This is a genomic window from Pseudomonas sp. Y5-11 (assembly GCF_022368695.1).
Taxonomy (GTDB): domain Bacteria; phylum Pseudomonadota; class Gammaproteobacteria; order Pseudomonadales; family Pseudomonadaceae; genus Aquipseudomonas; species Aquipseudomonas parakoreensis.
In genome coordinates, this window is sequence record NZ_CP058974.1 from 6,033,248 (window position 1) to 6,048,689 (window position 15,442).

Below are 15,442 nucleotides of genomic sequence, written 5' to 3' on the forward strand. Positions count from 1 at the left end.
GTAGTATAGGGGGTCTACGAATGTGGCAAGTTGTCACAGCGCAATTCTTTAATAAATCGCAGGCATAAAAAAACGCCCGGTTCCGTGAGGAATCGGGCGTTCTTTTTTGAACGTGGAAACGAATTAACGCTTCGAGTACTGCGGACGCTTACGCGCTTTACGCAGACCAACTTTCTTACGTTCAACTTCACGGGCGTCGCGAGTAACGAAGCCAGCTTTGCGCAGAGCGCTACGCAGGGTTTCGTCGTAGTCCATCAGAGCGCGAGTGATGCCGTGGCGGATTGCGCCAGCCTGACCACTTACACCACCGCCGATGACAGTGACGTAGATGTCGAATTTCTCGACAGTCTCGGTCAGTTCCAGCGGCTGACGAACTACCATGCGGGCAGTTTCGCGGCCGAAGAACGAGTCCAGGGAGCGGTTGTTGATGGAGATGTTACCAGTACCCGGACGCAGGAAAACGCGTGCGGTTGCGGTCTTGCGACGGCCAGTGCCGTAATTTTGAGTCGCCGACATAATGAACTATTCCGTTAAATCTTCAGTTCTTGGGGCTGCTGAGCAGTATGAGGGTGTGCAGCGCCCGCATAGACTTTCAGCTTACGGTACATGTCACGACCCAGCGGGTTCTTAGGCAGCATGCCTTTAACCGCGGTCTCGATCACGCGCTCAGGGGCCTTGGCGATCAGCTTTTCAAAGTTGATCGACTTGATGCCGCCCGGGAAACCGGAGTGGGAGTAGTACATTTTGTCAGTGGTTTTAGCGCCGGTTACACGGATCTGCTCGGCGTTGATGACGACGATGTAGTCGCCGGTGTCAACGTGAGGAGTGTACTCAGGCTTGTGCTTGCCACGCAGACGGCTCGCGATTTCGGTGGCCAGACGACCCAGGGTCTGACCAGCAGCGTCGACGACAAACCAGTCGCGCTTTACTGTTTCCGGTTTAGCAGTAAAAGTTTTCATTCTTTATAGCCTCAGGGGCCGCCTGTAAATAAGACGGCGGATCTTACTGAATAGTGCGTACTTTGACAAGTCAAAGGCAGCCGGATACAGACGCTTTCGGGGGCTCGGGTCGGCGCGTCCGTTCAACGGCAAGATTCTTCGGCGGCGGCGCATCACTTCCACTGCAGAAAGAGGTCGGCAATTATGCAGATTGCGAAAAAATTTTCAACCTGCTTTTATGATTGTTTTGCCCAAGGAGCACCCGATGGACTATCGCCAGCTAGGCCGTACCGACCTGAACGTGAGTGCAATCTGCCTCGGCACCATGACCTGGGGCGAGCAAAACACTGAAGCTGAAGCCTTCGCCCAGATCGAGCGGGCCAAAGAAGCCGGGATCAATTTCATCGACACCGCCGAGATGTACCCGGTGCCGCCGAAAGCCGAAACCTACGCCACCACCGAGCGCTACATCGGCAATTATTTCAAAAGCCGTGGTGATCGTGCCGACTGGATCCTCGCCAGCAAGATCGCCGGCCCGGGCAATACCATCGACTACATCCGCGACAAAAACCTGCGCCACAACCGCCAGCACATCACCGAAGCGGTGGATGCCAGCCTCAAGCGCCTGCAGACCGATTACATCGATCTGTATCAACTGCACTGGCCGGAGCGCAGCACCAACTTTTTCGGACAACTGGGCTACAAACACAAGATCGAAGCCAACCTGACGCCGCTCGAGGACACCCTCGAAGCCCTCGACGAGCAAGTGAAGGCCGGCAAGATCCGCCACATCGGCCTGTCCAACGAGACGCCATGGGGCACCATGCGCTTCCTCGCCCTGGCCGAAGCCCGTGGCTGGCCGCGCGCGGTGTCGATCCAGAACCCGTATAACCTGCTCAACCGCAGCTTTGAAATCGGCCTGGCGGAAATCGCCATCCGCGAACAGTGCGGCCTGCTCGCCTATTCGCCGCTGGCGTTCGGTTTCCTGTCCGGCAAGTACGAAGGTGGCGCTCGCCCACCGAAAGGTCGCCTGAGCCTCTACAGCCGCTTCAGCCGGTATTTCAACGCGCAATCGGAAGCGGCCTGCAGCCGTTACGTGGCCCTGGCCCGTCAACACGGTCTGGATCCGGCGCAGATGGCGCTGGCGTTCGTCACTCAGCAACCGTTCGTCACCAGCAACATCATTGGTGCGACGACGCTGGAGCAACTGGACAGCAACATTGCCAGTTTTGATCTGAAGCTTTCCGATGAAGTGCTGGCAGGGATCGAGGCGATCCACAAGGATCATCCGAACCCGGCGCCTTGATCGGCCGTTAAAAGCTTCGCGAGCAGGCTCACTCCCACAGGTACAGCGTGATCCTTGTGGGAGCGAGCCTGCTCGCGAAGGGGCCCGTCAATTCACCGCAGAACTCACAGCGACCGCGCAATGATCTCCTTCATGATTTCGTTGGTACCGGCATAGATCCGCTGCACCCGTGCATCCGCCCACGCCCGGGCCACCGGGTACTCCCACATGAAGCCGTAGCCGCCATGCAACTGCACGCACTCGTCGAGCACCTTGCATTGCAGGTCGGTGCCCCAGTATTTGGCCATCGCTGCTGTCGGAACGTCGAGCTTGCCTTGCAGATGCAATTCCAGGCACTTGTCGACAAATACTCGGCCGATCTGAATCTCCGTCGCCATTTCCGCCAGTTTGAAGCGGGTGTTCTGGAAGTCGGCAATGGCCTTGCCGAACGCCTTGCGATCACGGGTGTAATCCAGCGTCCATTGCAGCGCAGCTTCGGCTGAGGCCAGACCTCCGATGGCTACCGTCAGTCGTTCCTGTGGCAATTCCTGCATCAGGTAGGCAAACCCTGCCCCGGCCTGGCCCAGGAGGTTTTCCTTCGGCACGCGCACGTCCTGAAAGAACAATTCCGACGTGTCCTGCGCCTTCATTCCGACCTTCTCCAGGCGTTTGCCCTTCTCGAAGCCCGGCGTATTCGCCTCTACCACAAACAGGCTGGTGCCCTTGGCGCCGGCCTTCGGATCAGTCTTGGCGACCACGATCACCAAATCAGCGAGAAAGCCGTTGGTGATGAAGGTCTTGGAGCCGTTGATCACGTACTCGTCGCCGTCCAGCACTGCGGTGGTCTTGACCCCTTGCAGGTCGGAACCGGCACCCGGCTCGGTCATCGCAATCGCGCTGACCATCTCGCCCGAGACCAGTTTCGGCAGGTATTTTTGCTTAAGCGCTTCGCTGCCGTAATGCAGGATGTACGGCGCGACGATGTCCGAATGCAGCGAGAAACCGATACCGGTCAGACCCAGGCGACCGACCTCTTCGATCACCACGGCGCTGTACAGAAAGTCCGCGCCCAGGCCGCCGTATTCTTCCGGCAGGTGCGAGCAAAGCATCCCCGCCTCCCCTGCCTTGTTCCACAGCTTGCGGTCGATGTGGCCTTGTTTCTCCCATTGCGCATGGAACGGCACGGCCTCTTTTTCGAGGAAGGTTCGTACGCTGTCGCGGAACAATTCGTGCTCGGAGCTGAACAAGGTTCTGGGGATCATGCGGCACCTTTCATTGTTGTTGGAGGAATGTGACGTTCAGAGACTAAGCCTCACCTCCGACACAGGACACTGGACACATCCGACAAAAAATAAGACGATCCAGCCGTCTGGTGACCACTTTCCCTTATAAAAACAAAACAAAAGTTGAATTATGTCCAAGCAAGTCTCCACGCCCTTGCGGCGCGTCAGCATCCTGGCAATCGACCGGGTTTTCGCATCCACTCTCATGCAGGCCAAGGACTTTTTCCATCTGGCCAGCCTGCGTTACGGCAAACAACTGGGCCACGGCCTGACACCGGCGTTTGAAACCCGCCTGGTCAGCCCCGACGGCAAACCGGTGAACAGCTTCAGTGACGTGATGATGCCGGTGGACGGCGGCCTGGAAAACGCCGACGTCATCATCCTCCCGGCGTTCTGGGACGATTTCGACACCCTGTGCGGCCGTTATCCACAAATCCTGCCGTGGCTGCGCGAGCAGCACGCCCGCGGCGCCGTGCTCTGCGGCGAAGCCACCGGGGTGTTCTGGCTGGCCGAGGCCGGTCTGCTCAACGGCAAGGAAGCGACCACTTACTGGCGCTTCTTCAATGCCTTCGCCGAGCGCTTCCCCAAGGTGTACCTCAATCAGGACAAGCACCTGACCGACGCCGACAATCTGTATTGCGCCGGGGGCACCACTTCGGCCTGCGATCTCTATATCTACCTGATTGAACGCTTTTGCGGCGCCAACGTGGCGCAAGCCGTGGCCCGCGACATTCTGTATGAAGTACAGCGCAGTTATTCGCCGGGACGTATCGGTTTCGGCGGACAGAAGCTGCACCAGGACGTGATCATCCTGCAGATCCAGCACTGGCTCGAAGAGCATTTCGCCGACAAGTTCCGCTTCGAAGACGTGGCCCGCGAGCACGGCATGAGCATCCGTAATTTCATGCGCCGCTTTCAGACTGCGACTGGCGACAAGCCGCTGCACTACTTGCAACGCCTGCGCATCGAGACTGCCAAAGGTCTGTTGTCGGGCAGCCGCAAGAGCATCAAGACCATCAGTTATGAGGTCGGCTACGACGATGCGAGCTTCTTTGCGCGGCTGTTCCGCCAGCACACCGAGCTGTCGCCGAACCAGTATCGGCAGCAGTTTCAGCAGGCTGCCTAAAAGCAAAAGATCGCAGCCTGCGGCAGCTCCTACAGAATGGCGTACACCTGTAGGAGCTGGCGAAGCCTGCGATCTTTTGATCTTCAGTGCATAAAAAAGGGCCTGCAAATGCAGGCCCTTTTTTATGCACCGAATCTGTTTAAGGCTTGTGCGCCCGCGACAAGAATTCGTGCGATTGCATCTCCAGCAGACGACTCAGCGTACGCTGGAATTCGAACGTCAGGCGTCCGCCGGTGTACAAGTCTTTCAGCTCGACTTCGGCAGAAATGATCAGCTTGACGTTACGGTCGTAGAACTCGTCGACCATGTTGATGAAGCGCCGGGCGATGTCGTCGGTGGTGACACTCATCTGCTCGACGCCGCTGAGCAGCACGGCGTGGAAGATCTTGCCCAGTTCGATGTAGTCGTTCTGGCTACGCGGGCCGTCGCACAGTTCGCGGAAGTCGAACCAGGCCACGTCGTCGCAGGTGCGCAGGGCACGGATTTCGCGGTTCTCGATGATCAGCACATCATTCTCGACCGCTGCGGTGCATTCCGGCGTCAATGCCTTGAAGCTCTTGCGCAGGCTTTCGTGGGCCGCTTCGTCCAGCGGATAGTGGAACAGCTCCGCTTGTTCGAGGTGGCGCAGACGATAGTCGACGCCGCTGTCGACGTTGACGATTTCGGTGTTCTGCTTGATCAGCGCAATGGCCGGCAGGAAGCGCGCACGTTGCAGGCCATCCTTGTACAGGCCGTCCGGAACGATGTTCGAGGTCGCGACCAGGGTCACGCCGTTCTTGAACAGCTCTTCCATCAGCGTGCCGAGGATCATCGCGTCGGTGATGTCCGAGACGAAGAATTCATCGAAGCAGATCACTCGTGACTCGGTCGCAAAGCGCTTGGCGATGATGGTCAGCGGGTTTTTCTCGCCGCCGAGGGTTTTCATCTCTTCGTGCACGCGCTTCATGAAGCGGTGGAAGTGGGTGCGGGTCTTTTCCTTGAACGGCAGCGCTTCAAAGAAGGTGTCGACCAGATAAGTCTTGCCGCGCCCCACGCCACCCCAGAAGTACAGGCCTTTGACCGGCGTCTGATCCTTCTTGCCAAACAGTTTGCCCAGCAAGCCCGGCTTGTTCTGCTCGGCCGCGATCAGATCGTCGTACAGGCGCTGCAGATGACGCACAGCAGTTTCCTGCGCGGCGTCATGGAAGAAGTCCGGGCGTTTCAGATCAGCTTGGTATCGTTCTAGGGGCGTCATAATTCGTTAGCAAGGCAACAAAAACGGGCCGTCACTGTAGCGACGGCCCGTGGGAATGGCAATCAGCCCTTGGTCGGGCCGCGCCGTTGTTTAGTCCTGAACCGGGGTCAGCGCTACACGCAAAGCTTCGATGGCCGCGTCCCGCGCAGCAGCATCGGCGAACGCCGGGCTGTCACCCACGCACTCGCCTTCCAGCCATACGCTGAAGCTCAGGTCTTGATTGCGGATGTCCAGCGCCTGACCGGTTTGCAGTTGCTTGGTCACCTGGCCGGCGGTTTTGCCGTCGGCGAAGTTGCGCGACAGCAGCAGTTGCTCGCCATCGGCCGCCAGCAGACGGAAACGGAAGCTGCCGTCGTCTTCACGGAAACTGACGAAACGTGCAGCTTTCACGGCTTTCTTCTTGGTGGTCGCCGCGACTTGCACCTGATTGACGAACGAACGCAAGCCAACCGCTTCACGCAGTTCGTTGAGGAACGGCGTTGCCACCGCACGGGCCTTTTTCGCACCGTGTTGCAGGATGTCTTCCAGATCCGCCGGGCGCTCGATCAGTTGGTGATAGCGTTCGCGGGACTCGCCCAGTTCATTGTCGAGCAACTGGAACAGACGGTTCTTCGCCTCGCCCCAACCCAGACCGCCGAGCAGTTCGCTGCGAAATTCGTCAGCCTGCGCCGGTGTGGCGAACGCCTGGAACAGGGTGAACAGGTGCGAGTTGTCCGGATCCTTGGCTTCGCCCGGCGCTTTGGAGTCGGTGACGATCCGCGAGATCGCGTCCTTCATCTCTTTGGCGCTGGAGAACAGCGGGATGGTGTTGTCGTAGCTCTTCGACATCTTGCGCCCGTCGAGGCCTGGCAACGTCGCCACGCTCTCCTCGATCAGCGCTTCAGGCATGGTGAAAAACTCTTTGCCCTGGCCGAACAAGTGGTTGAAGCGCTGGCCGATGTCGCGGGCCATTTCCACGTGCTGGATCTGGTCACGACCGACCGGGACCTTGTGCGCGTTGAACATCAGAATGTCCGCCGCCATCAGCACCGGGTAGCTGTAGAGGCCCATGGTGATGCCGGCATCCGGGTCTTCACCGCTCTCGACGTTCTTGTCCACCGAGGCCTTATAGGCGTGCGCACGGTTGAGCAGACCCTTGGCGGCGACGCAGGTCAGCAGCCAGGTCAGCTCGGGAATTTCCGGAATGTCGGACTGGCGATAGAAGGTCACACGGTCGACATCCAGGCCACCGGCCAGCCAGGTCGCGGCGATTTCCAGACGCGAGCGCTGGATGCGCAGCGGGTCATCGCATTTGATCAGGGCGTGGTAGTCGGCCAGGAAATAGAACGAATCGGCATTGCTGTCGCGGCTGGCGAGGATCGCCGGGCGGATGGCGCCGGCGTAGTTGCCCAGGTGCGGCGTGCCGGTGGTGGTGATGCCGGTGAGGATACGGGTACGGTTCGTCATGGGTAATCGCTTGTCAGACTGCAATCAATTCGAGAGACGCGGCAGGATCAGATCCTTGAGATCGGTCAGCTTGCCATGAAAAAAGTGTCCGCATTCTGCCACTTTCAGCAGCTCATGGGGGCGCTGGAGTTGTTCCGACCAGTCATAGACCAGCTGCGGATCGATCACTTCGTCGGTTTCCGGCTGGATCACGGTCAGCTCGGCGTGCTGTGGCAGTTGATCCTGATCGCCCAGACGCATCACCGCCGGCGCGACCATGAACAGCTGCTTGAGCTGTACGCCTTGCGCTTCGAGACGACCGCCGAGACTTGCTGCAACAAATCCGCCGAAGGAGAAACCGAACAGGGTCAGCGGCAGATCCGGATGCTTTTCCCGCAGCCAGGCGGCAGCGGCCTGGGCGTCGTCGACTTCACCGCTGCCCATGTCGTGGGAGCCTTCGCTGGCACCGACGCCGCGATAGTTGAAGCGCAATGTAATCAGCCCGGCGTCGCGCGCAGTGCGCTGCAGGGTCGAGACGACCTTGTTGAGCATGGTGCCGCCCTGCACCGGGTTCGGATGGCAGATCAGCGCGATGCCGACTGGCTGCTCGTTATCGAGGTACAGCGCTTCGATTTGGCCGACTGGGCCGGCAATGACTACAGGGGTTTCACGCATCAGCAAGGAAGGAACTCCGTGACCTCGAATCGGGTCGACTCGTCTAGCAAATTGTCTGTGCCAATCTATTGCGAGTGAATCGCGGTATACAGCGCAGGTTCGAGCCGTTAACGTAAAGCAAAGCCGTTTATAGAGGAAGGACTCGTGGAACACTCGCTCTTAGTTTGGTTGTTACCGACTCTTGCCCTGGTTGTGGGTGTCGCCATTGGATTCCTGATCGCTCGCGTCGCACCGAATGCCGCGCCGAGCCGCACGCAGCGTCAACTGGATGATATCCAGGAGCGTTTCGACAGCTATCAAAACGAGGTGGTCACCCACTTCAACAGCACCGCGATGCTGGTCAAGAAGCTGACCCAGAGCTATCAGGAAGTGCAGGATCATCTCGCCGAGGGCGCCAACCGTCTGGCCCTGGACGAGCAGACCCGTCAACGCCTGATCGCCGCTTTGCACGCCGATGCCACCCAGGCACCGCGCGAACGTCTGACGCCACCGCGCGATCAGGAGCCGCCGCGTGATTACGCGCCAAAAGCCCCGAACTCACCGGGCATGCTCGATGAGCATTACGGTCTGAAGAAGTAATCGGGTTTCGCGCCCAACAAAAAGCCCCCGGACATTTCGCTTGTCCGGGGGCTTTTTTGTGCCTATGGAGTTTGTGGTGCTGCACAGGCCCAGCAACCCTGCAGGAGCTGTCGAGTGAAACGAGGCTGCGATCTTTTGATCGTGCTGTTGAGAGCTGAAGATCAAAAGATCGCAGCGTGCCGCAACTCCTACAGGGCGACTGCGTTCAGGCAAAAAATGCCCGGTCACAAGACCGGGCATTTCATCACTCAAGCATTCAGTTACGGATATTGCTGAACCGTACCCGGCTGTTGCTGCTGACCACCATACTGCTGACCCGGAATCGCCTTCAGGTTGACCTCGACGCGGCGGTTCTGCGCGCGACCATTGACGTCGCCGTTGCTGGCAATCGGGTTATCCGGGCCGGCGCCACGGGCCGACAGGTTGGCACCGCTGACACCTTGCGAGGTCAGGTAAGTTGCCACGCTCTGTGCACGACGCTGGGACAAATCCATGTTGTGCTGGCGACTGCCGGTGCTGTCGGTGTAGCCGACGATTTCGATCTGGTTCTGGTTGAACTCCTTCAGGGAGTTGGCCAGATTGTTCAGAGGCTGATAGAAGCTCGGGGCGATGTTCGCCGAATCGGTGGCGAAGGTGATGTTGCCCGGCATGATCAGTTTGATCTGATCGCCTTGGCGCTGCACTTCAACCCCGGTATTGGCCATGCTGGCGCGCAGCTTTTTCTCTTGCTGGTCGGCGTAGTAACCGTAACCGGCGGCCGAAGCACCGACCACCGCCGCGCCGATCAAGGCGCCCTTGCCACGGTTGTTGTGGTCGATGGCGGCACCTGCCAGGGCACCGGCCAGAGCGCCGAGTCCACCGTACTTGGCAGTTTTGCTCATGCCTTGCGAGCCACCGTCGGCCTGCCCCTGATTGTCATACGGGTTGGGCGAGGCGCAACCGGCCAACATGGCCACAGCGGTAGCAACAATAATCAAACGAGGCGTGGTGAACATGAAGTGCTCCTGGTTTTTGCATTTTGTGTGGCAGCGGCCCTAGGCAATAGACCTGTGCGGGCGTTGGATCATGACAATGCCGAAAAATTCCGCCGCATACTCGTGACAAAATGTTTAGGCGCGCACGAACGGGTTTTCGCGCATTTCATCTCCGAGACGCGTGTCCGGACCATGCCCGGCAACCACGATGGCGTCTTCGTCGAGCGTGTACAGCCGCTGCTTGATCGATCGCACGATGGTCGCCTGATCGCCGCCCCACAAATCCGTGCGCCCTACCCCGCGACGAAACAGCGTGTCGCCGGCAATCAACAGCTTAGCCTCGGAAAACCAAAAGCTCATGGAACCGGGCGTATGTCCCGGCGTATGCAGCGCGACACCGCAGCCACAGGCCAGTTCTTCATCGTCGCTCAACCAGCGATCCGGCGACGGTACCGGGGTGTACGGCACACCAAACATCTGGCATTGCATCTCGAGGTTGTCCCATAGGAACTGATCGTCCTTGTGCAGATGCAAGGTTGCGCCGGTTTTCTCTTTCATCAGCCCGGAAGCGAGGAAGTGATCGAGGTGGGCGTGGGTATGAATGATGCTGACCACTTTCAGACCGTGGGCATCAAGGCGCGCCATGATCAGGTCAGGATTGCCGCCCGGGTCGACGACGATGGCTTTTTTAGTGAGCGGGTCGCCGATGATCGTGCAGTTGCACTGGAGCGGGCCGACGGGGAAGGTTTCGCGGATGAGTGTAGAGCTGAGAGCAGTCATGAAAAATCCTGGACGAACGGTCGTGAGGCTTATTTCAGAATTCTACTGCACATGCCGATACAGATCGCCCGGTCAGTTATTTGACGCCACCAATCCGAAAAATGATGGCTCAATGATGTCAAATGTATTGTTTCTGGTGCAAAATCGCATTTTTTGTAGCGGTCGCATTCAGGAAGGGCCGCAGCGCACTCAGGAAATCCACGCATGCCTACGCCCTTGACGTACTCCTTTACGTTTCCCGCTTCACTGACTGGCAACGCGCTCGTCGACAGCCTTATCGCCGGTAAATTCTGGCTCGGATCCGACTGGAATCCTTTCGGGGCGACTAACCTCAGCTATAGCTTCATGGCTCCGGGGACTTCGTATTTCGCCACCAATTACAGCCCTAAGAATGAATACAACGCACTGTATGAACTGACGACCGCGCAGAAGACTTCGATTATCGGAGCCCTGGGGGCGTGGAGCGCCGTTGCCAACATCAATTTCACCCTCACCAGCGATAACCTGGGCACTGTGGGTGATCTGCGCTTCGGCGGCTATCGATTGATGGACAACAAAACGGCGGCTTGGGCTTACTTTCCTGACAACCTGCCTGCTGCGGGCGATGTATGGGTCGGGATGGCTACCGATGATCCGAATCCGGTCAAGGGCACCTACGACTACCTGACGTTTGTGCATGAAATCGGACATGCCCTGGGCCTCAAGCATCCTTTCGATACAAGTGCAGCCAACAAACAATTGCTCGATCCGTCGTTTGATGACGTTCACTTCACCGTGATGAGCTACAACAGCAACTACTCCTATCAGCCAACGACGCCAATGGTGCTGGACATCATTGCGATGCAAAGCCTGTATGGCGCCAACATGCTTTGGCAAACCGGCGACAACGTTTACAAATGGGATGCCAACCAGTCCGTCTTCGAGACGATCTGGGATGCAGGTGGCAATGACACCATTGATGGCAGCAACCAGCTCGCAGCCGTCAACATCAATTTGAATGAGGGCGCCTACAGTCAGATCGGCAAAGCCTTCACCGACCTCAACACCAACACTTTGATCAATGACGGACTCGGGATCGCGATTGGTGCCAAGATCGAGAACGCCATTGGCTCGGCTTTCAACGACAAGCTGACCGGCAACGATCTGAATAATACCCTCAACGGTATGGCCGGCGCCGATACCATGATCGGTGGCGCCGGCAACGACACCTACTACGTTGACAACATCGGTGACGTGGTTGTCGAGACCGGCACCTCGCTGACCGAAATCGACCGGGTCTTCGCCTCCATCGACTACACCCTCGGCGCCAATGTCGAGAACGTGCTGCTCACCGGCACTGCCAACCTCAACGGGACCGGCAACGAGCTGAACAACCGCATGACCGGCAACGATGGCAACAACACCCTCGATGGCGGCCTGGGCGCCGATACCATGATCGGCGGGCTGGGCAACGACACCTACATCGTCGACCACGCCGGCGACACGGTCATCGAATCCAGCACTCTGGCCAGTGAAATAGAGACCGTACGGTCGTCGGTGAACTGGACTCTGGGTGACAACCTGGAAAATCTCGAACTGACAGGCAGCAGCAACCTCAACGGTACCGGCAACGAGCTGAACAACCGCATGACCGGCAACGATGGCAACAACACCCTCGATGGCGGCCTGGGCGCCGATACCATGATCGGCGGTCTGGGCAACGACACCTACATCGTCGACAACGCCGGCGACACGGTCATCGAAACCAGCACTCTGGCCAGTGAAATAGATACCGTACGGTCGTCGGTGAACTGGACTCTGGGTGACAACCTGGAAAATCTCGAACTGACAGGCAGCAGCAACCTCAACGGTACCGGCAACGCCCTGAACAACGCATTGACAGGCAACGACGGCAACAACCTGCTCAACGGCGGAGCCGGCAATGACTTTCTCATCGGCGGTCTGGGCACCGATACGTTGACGGGTGGTTCAGGTGCTGACACCTTCGTGTTCAACGCCTGGAACGAAACCGGTACTGGCAATCTGCGCGACGTCATCACTGACTTCAACAGCGCGCAAGGCGACAAGATCGACCTGACGAAGTTTGATGCCAACTTGCTGACTGCTGGCTTCAACGGCTTCACCTTTATTGGTGCGGGCGATTTCACCGGCGCAGGCCAACTGCGCTTCGTCGACCACGTGCTGTCCGGTAACGTCAGCGGCAACGCCGGTGCGGACTTCGAGATCCAACTGGTGGGTGTAAACAGTTTCAGCGCCAACGATCTGGTGGCCTGATACAACCGTAACCGACCTGGTCGCAGGTCGCGATCCCCAACAAAAACGCCCCGATAATTCGGGGCGTTTTTGTTGGGGCTATCCAAGTCAGTGGGCTAGGTCAACACACCCAATGCCTTGGCCCGCGCCACCGCCTGCGTACGCCGCTCGACCCCCAGCTTGCTGTTGATATGGCTCGCATGGGTTTTCACGGTGTGCAGTGAAATGAACAGTTGCTCGCTGATTTCCTGATTGGAACAGCCTTGGGCAATCAAACGCAGTACCGCCAGCTCCCGGCTGCTGAGTTGTTCGGCTGCGGTGGACTCGACCACTGGCCGAGTCGCCACCAGCGGAAAATGCGCCAGTAACGGTTGTCCTGCCAATGCCGGCGAAGCATGCAATTGGCTGCGCAACCAGTCCGGATATTCTCGGATCAGTGCGTCAAACGGCTGTATCACGCCACCCGCCGCCGCTTCCAGCGCCTGACTCAATACTTTGCGTGCTTCCGGTTCGCGGCCAGTGCCCAGCAACAAGGCGACCTTCTGCGCCAGCGCCATCACACACAGCAACTGTCGACCGGTTTGCTGACCGCTTTCCAACAGCACATTCAACCGTCCTTCGGCGAGCATCGGCTGCCCTTGAATCACATCGAGCAGCGCTTGCTGCAGTTCGACATGCAATGGCAATTGAGGATGAAATTCCGGTGGCGCCGCTGCACGCTCGCCGGTATAGGTCTGACCAAGATGCGCCAGCCAGGCCTCGGCCAGATCGGTACGGCCCTGCACCAGCCACAGTTCGCATTTGACCAGGGTGATCATCGCCAGGTAGTAGATCGGCGGCACATCCCAGATATGCATCAGGCGCTCGACTTCGGCGAGTTCGGCAAAGGCCCTGGCAAACTCGCCTAAGCTGCCGTCCAGACGAGCGATCACGCAGTGGCCGATCAACACACTGATATCGCGGCAGGCCCGCGCTTCGGCCAGACCGCTCAGCAATCGAGCCCGGGCCTGCTGGGGTTGCAGGCGCATGGACAACAGAAAACCTTCGTACAGCGTCAGCCGCGCACGCACCGCATACAGACGTTGCGGGGACAGTCCACGCAACCGTTCCAGGCCCTGATGCACCTCATCCAGCGCGCGCAGTATTTCCCCTCGCGACTGCAGTACCCGCGCCCGGTCGTAATGCGCCAAGGCTTCGAACAACGGATTGCCGACCCGCTGCGCCAGTTCGAGGGATTCGCGATTCAGGCCCCGGGCGCGCCACAGGTCGCCGTCGGCGATCGCCAGATTGGACAAGGTCGACAGGCACATCAGACGTTGCCCGTAACGTTTTACCGGCAGGCTTTCCAGCGCTTCGCTGCAATAGCGTTGAGTCAATTCACGATGACCACGCCCACGAGCGATGATCCCGCTGAGCGCCAGCCATTGTGCAAGCATCGACTTCTGCGCAGAGGCCGAAGGCGCGGGCAGGAAGCGACTCAAATGACTGGCCAGCTCTTCAGCGGCATCCAGCTGACAGGCCAGCCCCAGCGCCCAGCTGTACAGAACGATCAAGCGGGGTGTACTGATCAACAGGCTGTCGGGCAAGTCCATCTTCCAGCGCAGCAGCATGCCGATATTCTGCTCGGCGAGCAGTTGTTCCTCGGACAGGTTCTGCACCAGGTTCGCCGCCACATCCAGATGGCCGGCGCGCAAGGCCTGCTCCACCGCTTCGTCGAGCAGCCCTTGAGCATTGAACCAGCGGCAGGCGCGCAGATGCAGGGTCGCCGCCGGCACCAGCGTCTGGGTCACGGGCCGGCTGCGCAGCAGATCGGAAAACAGATGGTGATAGCGATACCAGTGACCGTGCTCGTCCAGCGGCACCAGGAACACCTGATGCGCCAGCAGAAACCGCAGGATTTCGGCGCTGTCGTGGGCTTCACGCACCGCGTCGCACAGTTCGCTGCAAAAGCGTTCCTGAGGCGCGGTGTCGTAGAGAAATGCCTGGACCTCGGCGGGCAGGCAATCGATGACTTCCTCCAGCAGATAGTCGCGAATCAGCCCCTCCCCGCCGTTCAGCGCTTGCGGTAACGCGGCCTCACTGCCGGCTTCAGATGCCGCCAACAACCAGAAACGCAGCCCGGCCACCCAGCCTTCGCTGCGCTGGATCAAGTTTTCCAGGGCTTCACCGCGCAATGAACTGCTGTGACGATCAAGCAGGGTCAGTGCTTCGTCATGGGTCAGTCGCAGATCCTGCTCGTGCAGTTCCAGCAGTTGCCGCGACAGGCGCAGGCGCGCCAGATGCCAGTCCGGGCGCTGCCGACTGGTGACCATGACCAGCAAGCCATCGGGCAAGTGATTGAGGAAAAACTGCAGGCAGCGGTCGAGCACCGGGCCTTGGGCGAGATGGTAATCATCGAGCACCAGCAACAGTGGCGCCGTTGGCTGCAGTTGCAGCGCCAGCTCATCGAGCAAGCCGTCGAGCCATTCTTCGAAGGCAAACGGTTGATGGCGCTGGCGCATCTTCAACAGGCCCAGCGCGCGACTGCCCAGGTTCGGAAAGTAGTCCTGCAACCCTTCCAGCAAACGCTCGAGAAAACGTCCCGGATCGTTATCCCGCGGGCTCAGGCCCAACCAGAGGCTTCGCCAGTGCGCCGGCAGGCTCTGACAGAACTCCACCGCCAGCGAGCTTTTGCCGAAACCTGCCGGCGCACAGACCAGCAACAGGCGCCCCGCAAGCCCCGCACTCAGGCGCTCACACAGACGCGGTCGCAAAACGTATCCGTCGGGCAGTGGCGGGCGAAAAAAACGCCCGTCCAGTGTCGCGACGGCAGCGCTTGCAGGATCCGGAAGCGGGGACAGATCAGTCATGGCCGGCTCTTGTTTGAATGGCTGTTGGCGGCGTAGCAGAT

At 59.1% G+C, this 15,442-nt stretch carries 13 protein-coding genes; 4 read left to right on the forward strand and 9 right to left on the reverse strand.

Features of this window, described 5'->3' with window-relative positions:
- Positions 1 to 123 precede the first annotated feature (123 nt).
- Both rpsI and rplM read right to left on the reverse strand, forming a co-directional pair.
- Positions 124 to 516 carry a 30S ribosomal protein S9 gene (gene rpsI, locus HXW87_RS27115; RefSeq protein ID WP_007961615.1) on the reverse strand — a complete coding sequence of 131 codons (393 nt, stop codon included), beginning with the start codon at positions 514 to 516 and terminating at the stop codon, positions 124 to 126.
- A gap of 14 nt (positions 517 to 530) precedes the next feature.
- Positions 531 to 959, reverse strand: coding sequence for a 50S ribosomal protein L13 (gene rplM, locus HXW87_RS27120; RefSeq protein WP_003228062.1), 429 nt, complete (start codon positions 957 to 959; stop codon positions 531 to 533).
- A 244-nt stretch (positions 960 to 1,203) separates the two neighbouring features.
- Between rplM and HXW87_RS27125 the strand changes: the two genes are divergently transcribed.
- Positions 1,204 to 2,244, forward strand: a complete 1,041-nt coding sequence (locus HXW87_RS27125; protein WP_239778085.1) for an NADP(H)-dependent aldo-keto reductase — start codon at positions 1,204 to 1,206, stop codon at positions 2,242 to 2,244.
- A 104-nt stretch (positions 2,245 to 2,348) separates the two neighbouring features.
- Here HXW87_RS27125 and HXW87_RS27130 read toward each other — a convergent pair whose 3' ends face one another.
- Positions 2,349 to 3,485: an acyl-CoA dehydrogenase family protein gene (locus HXW87_RS27130; RefSeq protein WP_108183751.1), complete on the reverse strand. Its 1,137-nt coding sequence runs from the start codon at positions 3,483 to 3,485 to the stop codon at positions 2,349 to 2,351.
- Between the two features lie 250 nt (positions 3,486 to 3,735).
- Between HXW87_RS27130 and HXW87_RS27135 the strand changes: the two genes are divergently transcribed.
- Positions 3,736 to 4,632 (forward strand): GlxA family transcriptional regulator, encoded by an 897-nt coding sequence (locus tag HXW87_RS27135; protein ID WP_179295013.1) that lies wholly within the window; start codon positions 3,736 to 3,738, stop codon positions 4,630 to 4,632.
- 139 nt (positions 4,633 to 4,771) lie between these two features.
- On the opposite strand, the gene zapE is transcribed toward HXW87_RS27135, so the two are convergent.
- From zapE to HXW87_RS27150, 3 genes are all read right to left on the reverse strand, one after another.
- Positions 4,772 to 5,866: a cell division protein ZapE gene (gene zapE / locus HXW87_RS27140; protein ID WP_041074841.1), complete on the reverse strand. Its 1,095-nt coding sequence runs from the start codon at positions 5,864 to 5,866 to the stop codon at positions 4,772 to 4,774.
- A 90-nt stretch (positions 5,867 to 5,956) separates the two neighbouring features.
- Positions 5,957 to 7,312 (reverse strand): tryptophan--tRNA ligase, encoded by a 1,356-nt coding sequence (locus HXW87_RS27145; RefSeq protein ID WP_047296436.1) that lies wholly within the window; start codon positions 7,310 to 7,312, stop codon positions 5,957 to 5,959.
- A 24-nt stretch (positions 7,313 to 7,336) separates the two neighbouring features.
- On the reverse strand, positions 7,337 to 7,966 hold the full coding sequence (locus tag HXW87_RS27150) for an alpha/beta fold hydrolase (protein ID WP_121187824.1): 630 nt from the start codon (positions 7,964 to 7,966) through the stop codon (positions 7,337 to 7,339).
- Between the two features lie 144 nt (positions 7,967 to 8,110).
- Here HXW87_RS27150 and HXW87_RS27155 point away from each other — a divergent pair, with 144 nt between their 5' ends.
- On the forward strand, positions 8,111 to 8,545 hold the full coding sequence (locus HXW87_RS27155) for a DUF1043 family protein (RefSeq protein WP_121187138.1): 435 nt from the start codon (positions 8,111 to 8,113) through the stop codon (positions 8,543 to 8,545).
- 260 nt (positions 8,546 to 8,805) lie between these two features.
- Here the strand turns inward: HXW87_RS27155 and HXW87_RS27160 are convergent, their stop codons facing one another.
- Together HXW87_RS27160 and HXW87_RS27165 are read right to left on the reverse strand one after the other, a co-directional pair.
- A complete protein-coding gene (locus HXW87_RS27160; protein ID WP_007961595.1) occupies positions 8,806 to 9,540 on the reverse strand; it encodes an OmpA family protein in 735 nt (244 codons plus the stop codon).
- 114 nt (positions 9,541 to 9,654) lie between these two features.
- On the reverse strand, positions 9,655 to 10,299 hold the full coding sequence (locus HXW87_RS27165; protein ID WP_239778087.1) for an MBL fold metallo-hydrolase: 645 nt from the start codon (positions 10,297 to 10,299) through the stop codon (positions 9,655 to 9,657).
- A 204-nt stretch (positions 10,300 to 10,503) separates the two neighbouring features.
- Between HXW87_RS27165 and HXW87_RS27170 the strand changes: the two genes are divergently transcribed.
- On the forward strand, positions 10,504 to 12,573 hold the full coding sequence (locus tag HXW87_RS27170; RefSeq protein WP_239778088.1) for a reprolysin-like metallopeptidase: 2,070 nt from the start codon (positions 10,504 to 10,506) through the stop codon (positions 12,571 to 12,573).
- Positions 12,574 to 12,668: 95 nt separating this feature from the next.
- Here the strand turns inward: HXW87_RS27170 and HXW87_RS27175 are convergent, their stop codons facing one another.
- A complete protein-coding gene (locus tag HXW87_RS27175) occupies positions 12,669 to 15,401 on the reverse strand; it encodes a LuxR C-terminal-related transcriptional regulator (RefSeq protein ID WP_239778090.1) in 2,733 nt (910 codons plus the stop codon).
- Between the last annotated feature and the right edge of the window lie 41 nt (positions 15,402 to 15,442).

Excerpts from the sequence above, each read along its gene's own strand:
- rpsI (WP_007961615.1), bottom strand. The coding sequence starts at position 516 with ATGTCGGCGACTCAAAATTACGGCACTGGCCGTCGCAAGACCGCAACC.
- rplM (WP_003228062.1), bottom strand. The coding sequence starts at position 959 with ATGAAAACTTTTACTGCTAAACCGGAAACAGTAAAGCGCGACTGGTTT.
- HXW87_RS27125 (WP_239778085.1), top strand. The coding sequence starts at position 1,204 with ATGGACTATCGCCAGCTAGGCCGTACCGACCTGAACGTGAGTGCAATC.
- HXW87_RS27130 (WP_108183751.1), bottom strand. The coding sequence starts at position 3,485 with ATGATCCCCAGAACCTTGTTCAGCTCCGAGCACGAATTGTTCCGCGAC.
- zapE (WP_041074841.1), bottom strand. The coding sequence starts at position 5,866 with ATGACGCCCCTAGAACGATACCAAGCTGATCTGAAACGCCCGGACTTC.
- HXW87_RS27145 (WP_047296436.1), bottom strand. The coding sequence starts at position 7,312 with ATGACGAACCGTACCCGTATCCTCACCGGCATCACCACCACCGGCACG.
- HXW87_RS27150 (WP_121187824.1), bottom strand. The coding sequence starts at position 7,966 with ATGCGTGAAACCCCTGTAGTCATTGCCGGCCCAGTCGGCCAAATCGAA.
- HXW87_RS27160 (WP_007961595.1), bottom strand. The coding sequence starts at position 9,540 with ATGTTCACCACGCCTCGTTTGATTATTGTTGCTACCGCTGTGGCCATG.
- HXW87_RS27165 (WP_239778087.1), bottom strand. The coding sequence starts at position 10,299 with ATGACTGCTCTCAGCTCTACACTCATCCGCGAAACCTTCCCCGTCGGC.
- HXW87_RS27170 (WP_239778088.1), top strand. The coding sequence starts at position 10,504 with ATGCCTACGCCCTTGACGTACTCCTTTACGTTTCCCGCTTCACTGACT.
- HXW87_RS27175 (WP_239778090.1), bottom strand. The coding sequence starts at position 15,401 with ATGACTGATCTGTCCCCGCTTCCGGATCCTGCAAGCGCTGCCGTCGCG.